The 17604-nt window shown below is 69.6% G+C and carries 13 protein-coding genes; 4 read left to right on the top strand and 9 right to left on the bottom strand.

All coding sequences use genetic code 11. The features are described from left to right. Positions 1-17 precede the first annotated feature (17 nt). Positions 18-1889: an ABC transporter ATP-binding protein/permease gene (locus STVA_RS05640; RefSeq protein ID WP_123689559.1), complete on the bottom strand. Its 1872-nt coding sequence runs from the start codon at positions 1887-1889 to the stop codon at positions 18-20. Positions 1890-1895: 6 nt separating this feature from the next. Next, complete coding sequence (locus tag STVA_RS05635; protein ID WP_245978300.1) at positions 1896-3230, bottom strand: GH1 family beta-glucosidase; 1335 nt, start codon at positions 3228-3230, stop codon at positions 1896-1898. A gap of 267 nt (positions 3231-3497) precedes the next feature. On the opposite strand from STVA_RS05635, the gene STVA_RS05630 reads away from it, so the two are divergent. Further along, positions 3498-4823 carry an aspartate aminotransferase family protein gene (locus STVA_RS05630; RefSeq protein WP_123689561.1) on the top strand — a complete coding sequence of 442 codons (1326 nt, stop codon included), beginning with the start codon at positions 3498-3500 and terminating at the stop codon, positions 4821-4823. Positions 4824-4826: 3 nt separating this feature from the next. On the opposite strand, the gene STVA_RS05625 is transcribed toward STVA_RS05630, so the two are convergent. From STVA_RS05625 to STVA_RS05600, 6 genes are all read right to left on the bottom strand, one after another. After that, complete coding sequence (locus STVA_RS05625; protein ID WP_123689562.1) at positions 4827-5771, bottom strand: DMT family transporter; 945 nt, start codon at positions 5769-5771, stop codon at positions 4827-4829. A 39-nt stretch (positions 5772-5810) separates the two neighbouring features. Beyond that, positions 5811-6557: a phosphotransferase gene (locus STVA_RS05620; protein ID WP_170216440.1), complete on the bottom strand. Its 747-nt coding sequence runs from the start codon at positions 6555-6557 to the stop codon at positions 5811-5813. A 131-nt stretch (positions 6558-6688) separates the two neighbouring features. Next, positions 6689-9001 carry an ATP-dependent Clp protease ATP-binding subunit ClpA gene (gene clpA, locus STVA_RS05615; RefSeq protein WP_123689564.1) on the bottom strand — a complete coding sequence of 771 codons (2313 nt, stop codon included), beginning with the start codon at positions 8999-9001 and terminating at the stop codon, positions 6689-6691. Between the two features lie 3 nt (positions 9002-9004). Continuing rightward, entirely contained in the window at positions 9005-9331 is a 327-nt protein-coding gene (gene clpS, locus STVA_RS05610) for an ATP-dependent Clp protease adapter ClpS (RefSeq protein WP_123689565.1), read from the bottom strand. A gap of 292 nt (positions 9332-9623) precedes the next feature. Beyond that, the gene (locus STVA_RS05605; protein ID WP_123689566.1) at positions 9624-10169 is read right to left on the bottom strand and encodes a phasin family protein; all 546 of its coding nucleotides are present in this window, start codon (positions 10167-10169) and stop codon (positions 9624-9626) included. Positions 10170-10353: 184 nt separating this feature from the next. Continuing rightward, positions 10354-12531: an O-linked N-acetylglucosamine transferase, SPINDLY family protein gene (locus STVA_RS05600; protein ID WP_170216441.1), complete on the bottom strand. Its 2178-nt coding sequence runs from the start codon at positions 12529-12531 to the stop codon at positions 10354-10356. Positions 12532-12722: 191 nt separating this feature from the next. Between STVA_RS05600 and STVA_RS05595 the strand changes: the two genes are divergently transcribed. Then, a complete protein-coding gene (locus STVA_RS05595) occupies positions 12723-14267 on the top strand; it encodes a D-alanyl-D-alanine carboxypeptidase (RefSeq protein WP_170216442.1) in 1545 nt (514 codons plus the stop codon). Positions 14268-14275: 8 nt separating this feature from the next. On the opposite strand, the gene STVA_RS05590 is transcribed toward STVA_RS05595, so the two are convergent. Beyond that, complete coding sequence (locus tag STVA_RS05590) at positions 14276-14755, bottom strand: gamma-glutamylcyclotransferase family protein (protein ID WP_123689569.1); 480 nt, start codon at positions 14753-14755, stop codon at positions 14276-14278. A gap of 112 nt (positions 14756-14867) precedes the next feature. Between STVA_RS05590 and STVA_RS05585 the strand changes: the two genes are divergently transcribed. Then, positions 14868-16358 (top strand): ABC transporter substrate-binding protein, encoded by a 1491-nt coding sequence (locus tag STVA_RS05585; RefSeq protein WP_123689570.1) that lies wholly within the window; start codon positions 14868-14870, stop codon positions 16356-16358. Continuing rightward, the gene (locus STVA_RS05580; protein ID WP_142235671.1) at positions 16358-17575 is read left to right on the top strand and encodes a methyltransferase domain-containing protein; all 1218 of its coding nucleotides are present in this window, start codon (positions 16358-16360) and stop codon (positions 17573-17575) included. Before STVA_RS05585 ends, STVA_RS05580 begins: the two co-directional genes overlap by 1 nt. Positions 17576-17604 lie beyond the last annotated feature (29 nt).

Below are 17604 nucleotides of genomic sequence, written 5' to 3'. Positions count from 1 at the left end.
TGCCACAGACCGGCCATTCAGCCCGGATCTTCGCCAAAGCCACGGCGAATGACCTCGATGGCCGGCCAGCGCGGGGCAGCCTTGTCGCCGGCGGCGCGCTCGCCGCTGTCCCGCACGAAGACGCGGCCGTCTGCCGCCGGTTCAAAGCGGAGCGTGCGGCCGTAGAAGGCCTCCAGCTCGGCATGGTGGGACGCGGTCAGCAGGGTCGCTGACGGCAGCGCTTCGGCAATCACCTGCATCAGAGCGAGCTCAGTCCCGGAATCCAGCGACTCACCAGGCTCCTCCAGGAAGATCCAGCTGGGCCGCTTCAGCAGGATGCGCGCGAACCCGATCCGTTGGCGCTGAGATGCATCGAGCTGGAGCATCCAGTCGTCGGGCGTATCAAGGCGGGCGGTCAGATCCTCCAGCCCGACGCGCGCCAGCGCCCGCATGCAGGCCAGCCCGTCGAGTGTCTCGGGATCATCGGGATAGGCCAGGATCGCGCGCAACGTGTCGGCCGGCAGATGGAGCGACGATGGCAGGAAATGGATCGCCGCATCGTCGGGCAGTTCCACCCGCCCCCGCCCCCACGGCCATACGCGTGCCACGACCTTGAACAGCGCACGCGCCAGCCTCGGATCGCCCAGCAGCAAGACCCGCTCCCCTGGATGGATATCGGTAGAGATGCCCGAGAACAGGATCGCGCCGCCGGCATCGGCGATGGTCAGGTCGCGGAATGTCAGCGTGCCGCCGCTCGCCGCCACGACGTCGATGGCGATCCCCGGACGGGCTGCCTCCGCTTCGATCGTATCCAATGCCGCCTGGAGCGCCAGCACGCGCTCCATGGAAGCCATCGTCTCCGCCAGGCGCGGAAAATTGTCGACGGGCCACGACAAGGCGGCGGTCACCTGCTGGAATGCCTGGGCCGTCTGCATGAGACCACCCAGCGTCAGCTCGCCCGCGAGGTAGCGCGGGGCCGCGACCAGGACCGGAAACATCGCCGCCATCGTTCCATAGGCCGACGTGAACAGCGTCAGACGGCGCAGTCCCTGCGTCTGCAATTGCCAGGATGCGGTGATCGCCCGGAACAGGTTGCGCAAGCGCCGGCGCTCGTTGGCCTCGCTGCCGAGGAGGGCGATCTCCTCTGCCTGCGCGACGTCGCGGACCAAGCCAAACCGGTAGCCGGCCTCCGCGCTTTGTCTGAGGTCGGTCACATGCACCAGCGACCGCCCGAGCAGGAAGGCCACCGCGACGCCCGCTGCCGCGTAGACGAGGGCGAGGCCGACGAGATATCCGGGCAGTTCCAGGGTGATGCCGCCCAACGCCAGGGTCACCGTACCGGACAGCCCCCACAGGATGCTGACGAAACTGACCAGCAGCAGCAGGCAATAGAAGAGGGAATTTGCCAGTTCGATCGTCGCCTCGGTCGCCAGGCGGATATCGTCGGCGATCCGCGCATCCGGATTGCCGGGTGCCCCCGGCACCAGCGCCAGCTGGTGCTGCCGGCCACGATCCAGCCAGCCATCCGCAACCCGCATCGTCAGCCAGTGCCGCCAACCCATCTGCAGGCGCCGGCGGACTTCCAGGTGGGCCGCATTGACCAGCATGGTGGCAATGACGATGGCAGCGAACACCAGCGCCTGGATCAGCACCTGACGGGCGTCGCGTCGCTCGAGCGCGTCGAAAAGGTCGGCGCTCCAGAGATTGAAGCGTATGACGAGAAGGACCTGGAGAATGCCGAGCACCACGAGCAGCGCGGTCAGCAGGCGGGCTTTCCAGCGATCCGCGCCGTTCCAGTAGGCGCCGCCCAGGCGCACGAAGCGAAGAAGGGTTCCGCCCGGCGCGTCGCCGGCCGCGTCGGCGGGCGTGGCCGCTTCCGGCAATGGCTCAAGGACCGGGCCGTCGGTCACCGGCGGTCAGGCGAAAGCCGTCGGGACACGGCTGGTGCGGATATGTTCGCGATACCAGCGCGCAGAGGATTTCAGCGTGCGGCGCTGCGTCGGGTAGTTGACATGGACGATGCCGAACCGCTGCGAATAGCCCGAGCCCCACTCGAAGTTGTCGAGCAGCGACCAGACGAAATAGCCACGGACGTCCGCGCCCCGCGCCATCGCCTCGCCCATGGCATGGATATAGGCGCCAAGATAGCCGACGCGCTCCGGATCCTGGACGGCACCCGTCGCATCCGGCGCATCCGTGCCGCCATAGCCGTTCTCGGTCACGTAGATGGGCAGGCGATAGGTTCGATGCACGTCTATCAGGGTGTCGCGGAAGGCGTTGGCGTCGATGACCCAGCCGACATCGGTCTGGGGCCGGCCTTCCGGCGGCGACCCCCAGCCGAAGCCCAGGATCGCTTCGGGGTCGGCGCGGGCGTAGATGGGCGAGTAGTGGTTGAGCCCGAGCCAGTCTACGGGCCGGCAGATGCGCGCGAGGTCCCCGGCCTTGACCCAGGGCGCCACCTTGTCGATCAGCGCGGACGGATAGGTTCCCAGGATCTGGGCATCCGGGAAGGCCCTGTTCCAGCAGGCATCGAAGAAGGCCGCCGCCTCCCTGTCCGCCTCGGCTTGACTGACCGGCAGGCAGGGCTGGCGATTGTGGATCGCACCCACGAGGCCGCCTGGCACCAGATCGCGCAGCACGTCGACCGCCGCACCGTGGGCCAAGTTGACGTGGTGCATGGCGGCCAGATAGGAGGCCCTGTCCATGATCCCGGGTGCCTGCCAGTCCATCACATAGCCGAACAGCGTGAAGACCGACGGCTCGTTGAAGGTGGCGAAGCGCTTCACCCGGTCGCCGAGACGGCGCGCGATCAGCACCGCATAGTCGGCGAACCAGCCGGCGCTGTCGCGCGCGACCCAGCCCCCTTGATCCTGAAGGGCCTGGGGCAGATCCCAGTGATAGAGGCAGGCCCATGGCTCTATTCCGGCGGCGAGCAGCCCGTCGACCAGGCGGTCGTAGAAATCCAGCCCGGCTGGATTGACCTGCCCGCGGCCCTGCGGCAGCACCCGGGGCCAGGATATCGAGAAGCGGTAGGCATCGAGCCCGATCTCGCCCATCAGGGCGATGTCCTCGCGGTAGCGGTGATAGTGGTCGCAGGCGACGTCGCCGGTATCGCCGCCCGTGATTCGACCCGGCATGTGCGACCGCACGTCCCAGATGCTCGGGCCCTTGCCGTCGGCCGTCGCGGCCCCTTCGATCTGATAGGCGGAGGTCGAGGCGCCCCAGCGGAACTCCGCCGGCCAGAGCGGCACGGCCGGCGCACCCGTGCCGTCGGCGGATCCAGGCGCGCTGCAAGACTGTGGCAACCGCATTCCGTGCTCCATCGTCCAGGCTGGCATCGGGCAGGCCGGCTTCCGACGGTGGTCAGTCCCCCACCGGAAAGCGTCGATCGCGCACTCCTAGTATGGCATGGGCCGCTCCCGCCTTGATCCGAATCAAAGCGCGCGCGCGAAGCCATGGAAAATCGCCATCGCCCGAGCCATCATCGGGGCAGACGCCCTGCCCGGAAGGTAACCCCTATGACCGACGCTGTGCCCTTCGGCCCCTGGAGCGGCGACGTCGCCGATCATCTCATCCGCTACACCCGCGGGGGGTTCCTGCCGGGGATGATCACCCGGGCGGAGGGGTCGTTCGTGCATGACGCGGACGGCCGGGCCATCCTGGACTTCGCCTCGGGCCAGATGTGCGCGACGATCGGGCACAACCACCCGGCCGTCGTACAGGCGATGCGCGACGCCGCGGGCGAGCCGCTCCACCTCTATTCCAACATGCTGTCGCCGGCCGTGGTCGAGCTGGCGGTCGAGCTGGCGGGGATGCTGCCGCCCACCTTGCAGAAGGCCATGTTCCTGTCGACCGGCAGCGAATCCAACGAGGCCGCCATCCGCATCGCCAAGCTGCATACCGGCGGGTTCGAGATCATCGCCATGGGCCATTCCTGGCACGGCATGACGGCGGCCTCCAACGCCAGCACCTATTCCGGCGCGCGCAAGGGTTACGGGCCGGCAATGCCGGGCACCATGGCCCTGCCGCCGCCCAACGGCTATCGCTGCCCCATCCGCCACTGCGCCGGCACCTGCGACACCACCTGCCTGGATGTCGGCTTCGAGATGGCCGACATGCAGTCGGTCGGCGCGTTTGCGGCCGTCATCTGCGAACCGGTCCTGGCCGCCGGCGGCATCGTCGTGCCGCCCGAGGGCTACATGCGGCGCCTGCGCGAGCATTGCGACCGGCGCGGCCTGCTGCTGATCTTCGACGAGGCGCAGACCGCCTTCGGCCGGCTCGGCTCGCGCTTCGTGTTCGAGCAGCAGGACGTGGTGCCCGACATCCTCACCTTGTCGAAGTCGCTCGGCGGCGGCCTGCCGCTGGCGGCCACGATCACCAGTGCCGCGATCGAGGCGGACGTCCATGCCAAGGGCTTCCACTTCTACACCTCGCACATCTCCGACCCGTTTCCGGCGCGGGTCGCGCTCACGATCCTGAAGCTGATCGAGGCCGAGCGGCTGGTCGACAAGGCCAAGGCGGACGGCGCCTACTTCATGGACGGGCTGCGCGCCCTCCAGCAGCGCTACGAGACGATCGGCGACGTGCGCGGCCTGGGCCTGCTGGTCGGCGTCGAGCTGGTCGAGGACCGCGCCTCGAAGAAGCCGGCGACAGCACTGGCCCCGGCCCTCGTCCGCCGCTGCTACGAACTGGGCTTGCAGACGACCCAGTCGGGTGCCGCGCGCGACCCGGCCAGCGGTGCCGTGTGGAAACTGGCCCCACCCCTGACCGTGACCCGCGCCGAACTGGACCAGGGGCTGGAGATCATCGACCGGGCGCTGGGGGAGCTGACCGGCCGGGCCTGACCGTCAATCCGGCCGGATCGGCCGCTCGGTGAACACGGCCGAGGCCGCCGGCGTCCGCCGTGTCTGGGTGATGGCGATATAGATGCCGGCCGCCACGATGATGGCCGAGCCGATCCAGGTATAGATGTCGGGCAGCAGGCCGGAGATGGCCCAGCCGATCGCGACCGAGCCCACGATCTGGGCGTACTGGAAGGGCGAGACGATGTTCGCCTCGGCATAGGCGAGCGAGCGGACGACGCAATAGTGGCCGCTGGCGCCCAGCACGCCCAGCCCGACCATCATCAGGGCATCGAGCCCGGTCTTCGGCGTCACCCAGACCCAGGGGACGATGGCCGACATGATGATGGTGCCGACGAGTGCCGAATACATGACCGAAGTTTCCGGCCGGTCATGGCCGGCCACGCGGCGCGCCACCACCTGATAGACGCCGTAGCAGGCCGCACTGCCGACGATCAGCACGGAGGCCCACTGCACCACCTCCAGCCCCGGGCGGATGACGACCAGCACCCCGGCGAAGCCGATGGCGACGGCCAGCAGGCGGGAGCCGCGGATGCGCTCGCCCAGGAAGGGCCAGGCGAGCAGCGCCACGAAGAACGGCGCGGTGAAGCTGATGGCGGCGGCCTTGGCGAGCGGCACGCTCTTCACCCCGATGAAGAACATCGCCGTCGAGGTGATGAGGCAGACCGACCCCAGGATCTGCAGCCACGGCCGGCGGGTGCGGAGCGCTGACACGCCCTGGCTCGGCAGCAGCCACAGCAGCGCGACCAGCAGGTGCGAGGCGGTGCGCGCCCAGATGATCTGCTCCGACGGGTAGTCGCGGCTGAGGATCTGGACCAGCCCGTTCATGAACGGAAAGATCATCGCCGATATGCACATGAAGAGGATGCCCAGCAGCACCCGTCGATCGCGCCCGCCCGCTGTCGCGGCGCGCCCTGGTCCCGTGGCCATCGCCTAGTCCCGCTCCATCGTCGATCCGCCGTCCGCCCGTCAGGATGGGGTGGCGGGCGGCACCGTGCAACCGCTCGTCGCGCCCGATCCGAGACGATCGAGCAGGGCACGCTTGGCATGGTCGAGCCCCCGCCGGCAATTGGCCAGCCGGCCGATGCGTGCCCGCGACAGCGACCGCCCGGTCGCCGCCTCGTAGCCATCGATGACGGCCGACAGGAATTCTGGCCCGAGGTCACCCAGGTGGCGAAAGTCCCAGTGCGGGTCGTCGATCGACAGGTCGGCGAAGTCGATCACGCCGGCGAGCCGGGCCGGGTCGCCCGCGACCAGCATGTTGCCCGGGTGCAGGTCGTAGTGGACGGGCGTCGCCGGCAGGGCGCCATCGGTATCACGCGCCACCGCCACGTCGCGCCGGATCATGGCGAGGACGCCGGCATCGGGTACGCGGTCGGCGGACAGGCGGGCGGCATGGTCGAGGAAATCCGCCCAGAACCCGGGCACGATGCCGCCCTGGGCCAGGAGCGCCGGTGGCGTGCCGTGCAGGGCCACCAGGAAGCCCACGAGATCGGAAACGAGCGCCGGCCCGGCGTCGGCAGGCCGCGGCGCCCGGCCGGGCAGCAAGGGATAGGTTTCCAGCGCCGGCGGGCCGGCATGCGCACGGGGTTCCGGGATGGCGACCGGCAGCCGGTCGCGCAGGATGGCAACGGCCCGACGAGCCAGTTCGAAACGGCTGGCCACCAGGGGATGATGGGGGATGCGGACGATGTCGGTGCCGCCGAACAGCAGCACGAGCGAGGCGCCGCCGCCGGCCAGGCACTGCGGTGGGCCGGGCGGCAGGTCCGGGAACGCGGCCCGCGCGGCCCAAACGAATTCGGCCGGGACTTCCGCCCCGGCCGATCCGTCTTGTGCAGGCCCGCCGCTCAGCGGGTTTCGACCAGTTCCGGCTCCTTCGGCGCCGCATCGTCGTCGCGGCGCTTGGGCTCGTCCGGATAGGTGAACACGAGTTGGCCGTCGGCCACGCCGATGCGCACGGTTCCGCCCTTGGCGAGGCGGCCGAACAGCAGTTCGTCGGCCAGCGGCTTCTTGATGTACTCCTGGATCGTGCGACCCAGCGGACGGGCGCCGTACAGCCGGTCATAGCCCTTGTCGGCCAGCCACTTGCGCGCCGCGTCGTCGAGCTCGATCGCCACCTGGCGGTCGCCGAGCTGGCCTTCGAGCTGGGCCACGAACTTGTCGACGACCTGGGCGATGATCTCGGGCGTCAGATGCTGGAAGGCGATGGTGGCATCCAGGCGGTTGCGGAACTCCGGCGTGAACATCCGCTTGATCGCCTCTTCGTCCTCGCCCTGGCGCACGGTGCTGCCGAAACCGATGGCCGACTTGGTCATCTCGGCCGCCCCCGCATTCGTCGTCATGATGATGATGACGTTGCGGAAGTCGACGATCTTGCCGTTGTGGTCGGTCAGCTTCCCGTAATCCATCACCTGCAGCAGGATGTTGTAGAGATCCGGGTGGGCCTTCTCGATCTCGTCCAGCAGCAGCACGCAGTGCGGATGCTGGTCGATGGCATCCGTCAGCAGGCCGCCCTGGTCGAAGCCGACATAGCCGGGCGGCGCGCCGATCAGCCGCGAGATGGTGTGGCGCTCCATGTATTCCGACATGTCGAAGCGCTTCATCTCGATGCCCAGCACGCGCGAGAGCTGGCGCGCCACCTCGGTCTTGCCGACGCCGGTCGGGCCGGAGAAGAGGTAGGAGCCGATCGGCTTCTCGGGCTCGCGCAGGCCGGCGCGGGCCAGCTTGATGGCGGCAGCCAGGGATTCGATCGCCTTGTCCTGGCCGAACACCAGGGTCTTCAGGTCGCGCTCCAGCGTGCGCAGGATGGCGCCGTCGTCGCGCGACACGGTCTTGGGCGGGATGCGGGCGATCTTGGCGACCACCGCCTCCACGTCCTTCACCGCGATCGTCTTCTTGCGCTTGTTCTCGGGCACCAGCATCTGGGCCGCCCCCGTCTCGTCGATCACGTCGATCGCCTTGTCGGGCAGCTTGCGGTCGTTGATGTAGCGCGCCGACAGCTCGACCGCGGCCTTGATCGCGTCGTTGGTGTAGCGCACCCGGTGATGGTCCTCGTAATAGGGCTTCAGCCCCATCAGGATCTTCACCGAATCCTCCAGCGACGGCTCGTTCACGTCGATCTTCTGGAAGCGGCGGACGAGTGCCCGGTCCTTCTCGAAGTAGCTGCGGTATTCCTTGTAGGTGGTCGAGCCGATGCAGCGGATGGTGCCGCTGGCGAGGGCCGGCTTCAGCAGGTTGGAGGCGTCCATCGCCCCGCCGCTGGTGGCGCCGGCGCCGATCACCGTGTGGATCTCGTCGATGAAGAGGATGGCGTGGGGCATCGCTTCGAGTTCGCCCAGGACCGCCTTCAGCCGCTCCTCGAAATCGCCGCGATAGCGCGTCCCGGCCAGCAACGAGCCCATGTCGAGGGAGTAGATGACGGCCTCGCGCAGCACCTCGGGCACCTCGCCCTGGATGATGCGCCGGGCCAGCCCCTCGGCGATGGCGGTCTTGCCGACACCGGGATCGCCGACATAGAGCGGGTTGTTCTTCTGCCGGCGGCAGAGGATCTGGATGGTGCGCTCGACCTCGGCCTCGCGGCCGATGAGCGGGTCGATCTTTCCGTTGCGTGCCTTCTTGTTCAGGTTCACGCAGTAAGCGTCGAGCGCCTCGTGTCCCTTTTTCACGACCTTCTCCGCCGCCGCATCCTCGTCCGCGCCCTGGACCCGGCGGGTCTCACCCTTGCCGGGGACCTTGGCGATGCCGTGGGAGATGTAGTTGACCGCATCGAACCGGGTCATGTCCTGCTCTTGCAGGAAATAGACCGCGTGGGATTCCCGCTCGGCGAACATGGCGACCAGCACGTTGGCGCCCGTCACCTCCTCGCGGCCGGAAGACTGCACATGGATGGCCGCACGCTGCAGCACGCGCTGGAAACTGGCCGTCGGCTTGGCATCCTCGAGCCGGCTGCTGACCAGGTTGGACAGTTCGTTGTCGAGATACTCCACCAGCTCGCGGCGCAGGCGCTCCAGGTCGACGCCGCAGGCACGCAGCACGGCGACGCCGTCGCGATCCTCGGTCAGGGCCAGCAGCAGATGTTCCAGGGTGGCGTACTCGTGTCGGCGCTCGTTGGCGTTGGCGAGCGCCCGGTGCAGCGTTTCCTCGAGATTGCGCGACAGCATGGGCTACTCCTTCTCGAGGGTGCATTGCAGGGGATGCTGCTGCTGGCGGGCGAAATCCATCACCTGCGTCACCTTGGTCTCGGCGACCTCGTAGGTGAACACCCCGCAGATGCCGACGCCGCGCCGGTGGACGTGCAGCATGATGCGCGTCGCTTCCTCGCGCGTCTTGGAAAAGAACCGCTCCAGCACGTGGACGACGAACTCCATCGGCGTGTAGTCGTCGTTCAGCATCAGCACCTTGTACATGGACGGCTTCTTGGTCTTGGGCTTGGTCTTGACGACCACCCCGGTTACCGACCCGTCGTTGCCGCGGCGCTCATTGTCACTCATCAGATCCCGCGGACCGGCTGTTCGCCTGCGCCCGCGCCTTTTTCATGCATCCGGCATGGTCCTCTCCGGCTGATCCGAATGGGGCCGGCTTGTTCCAGATGGGGATCGAAGGCCGGTATGTCTCCTCGTCCGGGGAATCATATTGCGTTCCGGCGGCGCGGGAAAAGAGGCTCGGTGCTGCGCCGCATTAAAACCCTGCCATGCGGCCGCCGCGGGGCGCGCATGCATCCATAACGAAAACGGCCCGGCGGGGGTCCCGCCGGGCCGTTCGAAACCGGTGCTGTCGAAAGGATCAGGCGGCGGCGGCCGACTTCGTGATCTTCTCGACGACCTGGTTGACGCGGGCGTTGATGGGCGCGAACGCCTCGTTCGTCACCTTCACGCCGATCTCCGACAGCTTGGTCGTCTCGGTGACCATCTGGTCGAAGGTGCTGCGCGCGAACTCGGTCTGGAGGTCGACCAGTTCCTTCAGGGTGCGGGCGCCGAGCATCGCCTTCATCGCGGCCATGTTCGATTCCATGCGCGCCTGGGCATAGCTCATCACTTCCTTGCCGATCACTTCCACGCCACGGGCGTAGATCGTGCCGGCCTGTACGACGGCGTCGACATTGTCCTTGCCCAGCGTGCTCATCTCGTCGACGCCCTTGGCGACGGCGGTGCGGGCCTTCTCGACCTGGTCCTTGGTCATGGTCACGGCCTGCTCGTAGCCCTTCTGGGCCGCTTCCTGGCCGACCTTCACGAAGCTCTCGACCATGTCCTTGCCGGCGGCGAAGTTGGCTTCGACGGGCTTCGTCATCTCGTCCACCGCGGCCGCGGCCGCCTTGGTCTTCGGGTTCATATTGTTCTCCCTCGGGCTTGCCGATTGCGCTCGGTTGATCGTTCCGCAGCGGTGCCGGCGGTGTCTCGACCGCCCATGCTGCACTGCAACACGAGTGCCTTATATCGGGCGAAAGAAACCAGCGTCAAGGGTGTATGGTGCAGTGCAGCAAAACGCGACGAACTGTCGCATCGAGCCGAAAAACCTAGGATTTCATGGCGACCCGCCGATGCCACTCGGCGCGATAGGCGGCCTCCATGGCGGCTGCAAAACCTGCCGCATCGCACAAGGAAGAGGCCCGCAAGCGGCCCGGCAGCGCGGCCCGGAGACGCGCGCGCATGGCGCCGTCGGCGGCCAAGCCAGCCGCGATGCCGACGTACCCCCGCACATCCTCCGCGAGCAGGCCCTCCAGCCCCAGCGGCCGCAGGATGGCAGCACCGACCCGCGCCGCATGGCGGTCGCCCGCCAGCCCCACGACGGGCACGCCCATCGCCAACGCCTCCATGGTCGTGGTCGTCCCATTATAAGGAAAGGGATCGAGCGCCACGTCGACCAGCCCATATTGGGCGAGGTGGCCGGCCGGCGAGGAGACGCGGCCGCGCAGCAACAGGCGGCCGGGGTCCACCCCGGCCGCGGCGAAGCGGCCACGCCAGAGTTCGGCCGTCGCGGGGTCGTCCAGCCCGCGCGCCTTCAGCAACAGACGCGCACCCGGCACGGCCGCCAGGATCGCCGCCCAGGCCGCCACCGTCTCGGGCGAGATCTTGGCCGGCACGTTGAACGAGCCGAAGGTGACGGGTTGGCCCGGCACGCGCGGCGGCGGCGCGTCCGGTGGCAGGTCGTAGCACAGGAACGGCCGGTCGAGCCGCACCAGCCGCTCGGAATATTGCGCGTCGTTGATGCCTGGCGGGTCGGCGATGGCGTCGGTGACGCGGAAATCGACCGCCGCCAGGCCGGTCGTGTTGGGATAGCCGAGCCACGTCCCCTGGACGGGCGCCGGCCGGCGGGCCAGGACCGGCAGGCGGCTGTGCGCCGTATGGCCGCCCAGATCGACCAGGATGTCGACCGCGTCCGCGCGTATCAGGCCGGCCACCGCATCGTCGTCCATGCCGTGGATGTCGCGCCAGCGGTCGCAGTTGGCGTGCAGGCGCGCCGTCACCGCGTCCCCGCCGGCGGGGACATCGGCATAGGCGATGACCTCCACCCGGTCGCGATCGTGAGCGAACAGCAGGGGGGCCAGGAACCAGGCGACGGAATGGGCGCGGAAATCGGCCGACAGGTAGCCGATCCGGAGGCGGCGGTCGGGATCGCGGTCGAGGGTGGCGGGAGCCGTCGCCGGCACGGCGGCCGCAACGGCATCCCCCCAGGCGCGGTGGAGGGCGGCAACCTCGCCGCCATCGCGATCGGACAGATAGTTGAGGGCGAACAGCCGGGCCGAGCCGGCCGCGGCATGGGCGGGCTCGATCGCCAGCACCCGCTCGAAGGCCGCGCCCGCTTCTTCCGGCCGCCCATGGTCCAGCAGGACATAGCCGCGATGGAGGTGGGCCGCGGCAAAGGCCGGCGCCCGCGCGACGGCCCGGTCGAGGGCCGCCAGCGCGTCGCCCAGCCGGTCCCGGTTGTGTTCGGCGGTCGCGCGGTTGAAGGGCACGTCGGCCCTGCCCGGGTCCAGCGCCTCGGCGCGCTCCAGCGCCGCGGCCGCGCCGGCATCGTCGCGGCCATCCAGGCGCACGAGCCCGAGCGCGCCCCAGGCGCCGGCATGGGCCGGGGCCAAAGCCACCGTCTCTTCCAGCAGGGCAAGTGCGGCCGGTCCCTGCCCCAGCCGGCGCAGCGCCAGGCCGCGGACGACGGCAAAGTCCGGGTGCGCGCCAAGCCGGACCCGCGCCCGGTCGAGGGCCGACAGGGCCTCCGCCGGCCGGCCCGCCTGCAACAGGCTGTCGGCATGGCCGAGCCAGGCATCGCGATGGTTGGGGTCGGCCTGGAGGGCGGCACGGAAAGCGGGTACGGCGTCGGCGAAGCGGCCAAGCGCCGCCAGCGCCGTGCCGCGGTTGGCATGGGCGGACGCCATGCGCGGCGCCAGCCGCCCCGCCTCCGCCCAGGCCGCGGCCGCGTCCTCCAGCCGGCCGAGGCCGGCCAGGGCGTGGCCCAGATCGTGGCGCATTGCGCCATCGCGCGGCGCCAGTTCGATCGCCCGGCCAAGCGGCGCCAGGGCGGCGGCCGGCTGCCCTGCCTGCAGGGCAACGATGCCCAGCCGATGCCAGGCCACGGCATGGGCGGGCCGCGCGCCCAGGACCGCACGGTAGGCCGCAGCGGCCTCGTCCAGGCGGCCGGCGCGGTGCAGCCGCTCGGCCGCGGCCAGGATCGAGTCGTCCGTCTGTGGGCGCTTCACCGCCGGATCCACCTTGGGCCACTACAAGACCCGGTCGCGCGAGAACCAGGAAAAGCCATCAATATCACGGGTATCGCCATGTGTGCGTAGACTCGTGGTGAGGAAGACGTTAAGGAATCGTGATCGACGGAACGATGGTGCGCGGGGGGCATCGGATCGTGGCGATCTGGGGACGCGTAGGGGCTCTTTTCTTGGCGGCAGCGATCACGCTGGTGACCGTCCAGGCAGAAGCGGCACCGCGCCGCAAGGCGACCAAGCCGGTGCGGGAACGCTATGCCGCGATCGTGCTGGACGCCCGCACGGGCGAAGTCCTGCACGAGGCGAATGCCGACGCGCCGCGCCACCCGGCGTCGATCACCAAGATGATGACGCTCTACCTGGTGTTCGAGGCGCTCGAACGCGGCCGCCTGTCGATGAACCAGTCGATGCCGGTATCGACCTTCGCTTCGACCGTGCCCTGGGGCCTGCCGCTGCGCCCCGGCATGACGATCACGGTCGAGGAGGCGGTCCTCGGCCTCATCACCAAGTCGGCCAACAACGCCGCCACCGTCATCGCCGAGACGATGTCGGGCTCCGAAAGTGCCTTCGCCCAGATGATGACGGTGCGCGCGCGCCGCCTGGGGATGACCAGCACGACCTTCCGCAACGCCTCCGGCCTGCCCGATCCGCGCCAGATCACGACGGCGCGCGACTTCACGGTGCTGGCCCGCGCGCTGCTGCGCGACCACCCGAAATACTATCCCCTGTTCGCCACCCGCGGCTTCACCTTTCGCGGCAATTTCTACCATAACCACAACCGCTTGCTCGACCAGTTCGACGGGCTGGACGGGATCAAGACCGGCTTCGTCAATGCGTCCGGTTTCAATCTGGTCGCCTCGGCCGAGCGCAACGGCCGCCGCCTGATCGGCGTGGTGATGGGCGGCAACTCCGCCTCGGCCCGCGACCTGCGCATGGCCGATCTGCTCGATGCCGGCTTCCAGAAGGCGCCGAGCCGCCGGTCCGAGCCGCGGATCGCAGTCCTGCCGCCCAGCATGCCGGAACTGCGCGACACGACCCTGACGACGGCACCCGTGCTGGCGGCAGCACCGGCTGTCATCCCGCAGCCGGCCCCCACGCCGCCGGTGCTGCATAGCGCCTTGTCGGCGCCCCAGGTGGTCCCCGTCCTGCCGCCGCCGTCACCGGTGATGGCCGCCCTGGCCAGCCCGGCCGTGGCCATCACGCCGATCCTGCCGACGCCGAGCCCGGTCGCGCCCCCTCCCCACACGCTCCAGCTTCCGGCGAACATATCCGCCGCGATGGCGTCTGCCAGCCCGCCGCCATCCAACCCGTCCACCTCCAGCCCATCGACGGCCAGTACCGTTCGTTCGCTCGGTACGTTGCCGGTGCTGGGCCGGTCGGAGCCGCTGCGTCTCGTCGTCGTCAGCAACGACGCCGCCGGCCGCATCGCCCAGGCCGCCGGGTGGCGCGAGGATGGCGGCGACGGCTGGTCGGTGCAGGTCGGCGCCTATGCCAGCCGCGACGCCGCCGCCCGCGCTCTGAAGCTTGCCCAGAAGAAGGCGATCAAGCTGCGCGACAGCGCGTCCTCGGTGATGGCGCAGGACGACCGGCTGTTCCGCGCCCGCTTCGTCGGGCTGGAGGAGCGCGACGCACGCGCAGTATGCCGCCTGCTGGGCGAACGCACCTTCCCCTGCGCGATCGTGCCGCCCGGCGCGTCCTCCTTCGCGCGGATCGACTGACCGTCACGCTACGCGGCCGGGCCTCCTGTCTGGCCGCGCCCACGCCAGCGCAGTTCCGCCTGCGCCAATTCGGCTGCCGGCAAGGCCGCCCGCCAGGCTGCGATCCGCAGCAGCGTCGGCGCCTTGTGGCGTACAACCCAGTCGTCAAGCATCCAGGACAGGTCAGCCACCACCCGGCGCCGCGGCAGGAACACCCAGGAATCGACCGGCCCGTCGGCACCCGCGGGCGCCAGCCGCGCCAGCCGATAGCCGCTGCCTTCATAGAGCGTGAGGATGGCGGCCGCGGTCGCATCGAGCCCGTCGGCCACCACGCCCGCCACCACGCCGGCTGGGTCGGCCACCAGGAACGGGTAGGTGCGCCCACGGCTGCGGCCACGGCGATAGCCGGCCAGTTCCGCCCGCGCCAGGGTCCAGGCGTCCGCGGCCGGGCCGCACAAGGTGCGGCGCAGGTCCGCGTCGAGCAGGGTGCCGTAGAAGAAGAAGCGCATGGGCGCCTTCGATAGCCGCGGCCGGCGATCTTGTCACGCCGCGGCGCGGGCGGTCGTGATAGCGTGCCGCCCGAACAAACTGTTGCCCGACCTGCCTCTCAGAGGATCGCCCATGCGCCCGTACTTCGTCCCGGCCGTGCTCGGCCTTGCCCTGGCCGTCGCCTTCTCGCCCGCACCGGCCGCCGCCAAGGACCGCGTCGTCGTCGGCATGCAGGCCGAACCGCCGGTCCTCGATCCCACGATCAATGCCGCGGCCGCCATCGACAGCATCGTTTCCGGCAACGTCTTCGAGAGCCTGACCCTGATCGACGATCGTGGCGGCGTCACCCCGGGGCTGGCCGAGAGCTGGACGATATCCGCCGATGGCCGGGTCTTCACCTTTCGCCTGCCCGAGAAGGCGACGTTCCACAATGGCCGGGCGCTGACGTCGGAGGATGTGCGCCTCACCTTCGCGCGCGCCATGGCCGGGGACAGCATCAACCCGTCCAAGAAGGTGTTCCAGCCGATCGAGGCGGTCGAGGCGCCGGATGCGCGCACCGTCGTGATCCGCCTGAAGCAGCCGACCAGCATCTTCCTCTTCTCGATGGCGTCCGGCGATGCCTCGATCACGGCGACTGAGACGGTGGATCAGAACCGCATCCGCCCGGTCGGCAGCGGCCCCTTCCGCTTCAAGGAATGGGTGAAGGGCGACCGCGTGGTGCTGGAGCGCTATCCGGACTATCGCCATGTCGGCCGCATCAAGATGCGCGAGGCGGTCTTCAAGTTCATTCCCGACCCGTCCGCCCAGGTGGCAGCCCTGCTGGCCGGCGACGTCGACGCCTTCCCCCTGATCGGCGCGCCCGAAAGCCTGGGTCGCTTCCAGCGGGACCAGCGCTTCAAGGTCGTGATCGGCACGACCGAGGGCGAGGTCATCCTGGCCCTCAACAATTCCCGCAAGCCCTTCGACGATGTCCGCGTCCGCCGCGCCATCAACCATGCGATCGACCGCAAGGCGCTGATCGACGGGGCGATGTTCGGCTATGGCACGCCGATCGGTGCTCATTTCCCGCCGCATCACCCCGCCTATGTCGACCTGACCGGCCGCTATCCGCATGACATCGCCAAGGCGAAGGCGCTGCTGGCCGAGGCGGGCCTGCCCAACGGCTTCGAGACGACGGTGAAGCCGCCGCCCTTCCCCTATGCCCGGCGCGGCGCCGAGGTGCTGGCCGCCCAGTTGGGCCAGGCCGGCATTCGGGTGAAGATCGAGCCCATCGAGTGGGCGCAGTGGCTCGACATCGTCTACAAGCAGCGCAACTACGACATGACGATCGTGGCGCACACCTCGCCCTACGACATGGACAATTACGTGCGCGGGCCGAACTACTACTACGGCTACCAGAACAAGGACCTGGACGCGCTGATGAAGCGGATCGACGTCGAGGTCGACACGCCCAAGCTCTACGACCTCTACGGCCAGGCGCAGCGCATGATCTCGGAGGATGCCGTCCACGGCTTCCTGTTCCAGCTTGCCAAGACGGGCGTCTATGCCAGCGGCCTGCGCGGCTATGGCCAGAACGAGCCGATCGTGCAGACCGAGCTGTGGCAGTGGAGCTGGGCCAACTGATGACCGACACGCCGTCGCCGGTCGCGACCCCGACCCGGCTCAACATCGGCAGCGGCCGGCTGTGGGACGAGGCGTCGATCAACATCGACATCTCTCCCGCCGCCGGCCCCGACATCCTGGCCGACCTGAGCCGGCGCGACCTGGTCGGCATGCGCTTTGCCACCCATCGCTTCGGCACCGTCGAGCTGGCGGCCGGCGCCTTCGACCACATCACGGCCTCGCACGTCCTGGAGCATGTGCCGGACTTGGTCGGGCTGATGACGAACTGCCTGGCGCTGCTGCAGGATGGCGGCATCATGGCCATCGCCGTGCCCTACGACCTGTCCTATGGCGCCTGGCAGGACCCGACGCACCTGCGCGGCTTCAACGAGCGGAGCTGGCTCTACTACACGGAGTGGTTCTGGCAGATCGGCTGGACCGAGGCGCGCTTCGACCTGGTCGACCAGCAGCTCGTGCTCAGCCGGCTCGGCCAGAGCCTGCTGAAGGGCGGCGCCACCGAGGACGAGCTGCGCGCCCGGCCGCGCGCCGTCGACGAGGTGCGGGTGCAGTTGCGCAAGCGGCCGCTGACCGATGCCGACCGGGCCGCCGGCGATGCCGCCGCCCACCCCCATCTGGAGCGGTTTCCCGAACTGGCCCGGCCCGCGCTGGCGCGCGCTCCGCTCGGCTCGGCCGGGGACGACCGCTATCTTGACCTGCTGGCGGCCTGGCTTGGCGAAGCCGCACCCGGCCACGATCTGGGTGGCCTGCGGCTGGCTGCCGGCGGCGCCCTGGACGGCACCCTCGCGGGCGACTTCGTCGCCGCTGGAACGGACGCGGCCATCATCGGTGCCATGCTGGCCGGCCTGCGCCGCAGCGCCGACACCACCGGCCGCTCCTGGATCGCGACGGAGGGGCCGGAGGCGGACGCACGCCAATGCCTGGAACGGTTCCACGCGATGGACGACCGCGTCAGCCTGCTGGCCGGCGCCTATGGCGACAGCCTGCCGCTTGCCCCGGTCCATCGCATCGCCCTCCTGGCCATCGGCGGCGGCAGCGAAGTGGCCGCGCGCATCCTGCCCTTCCTCTTCGACCGCATGCCCGAAGGCGGCATCATCCTGGTCGAAACGGCCGGCCGGGACGCCCTCGACCACTTCCTCGGGCGCCGCGCCATCGCGGCACCGGCGCCCGCGGAAAGCGGGGGCTGGATCTGCTGGCGGAAAGCGCGCCCGATTGCTTGACGGCCGGCCCCGGCGGCCTTAGCCCCTTG

Source organism: Stella humosa (genome assembly GCF_006738645.1).
GTDB classification, from domain to species: Bacteria; Pseudomonadota; Alphaproteobacteria; order ATCC43930; family Allostellaceae; genus Allostella; species Allostella humosa.
The sequence above is the reverse complement of the archived record's forward strand: the minus strand, read 5'-3'. Positions and strand labels throughout refer to the sequence as shown.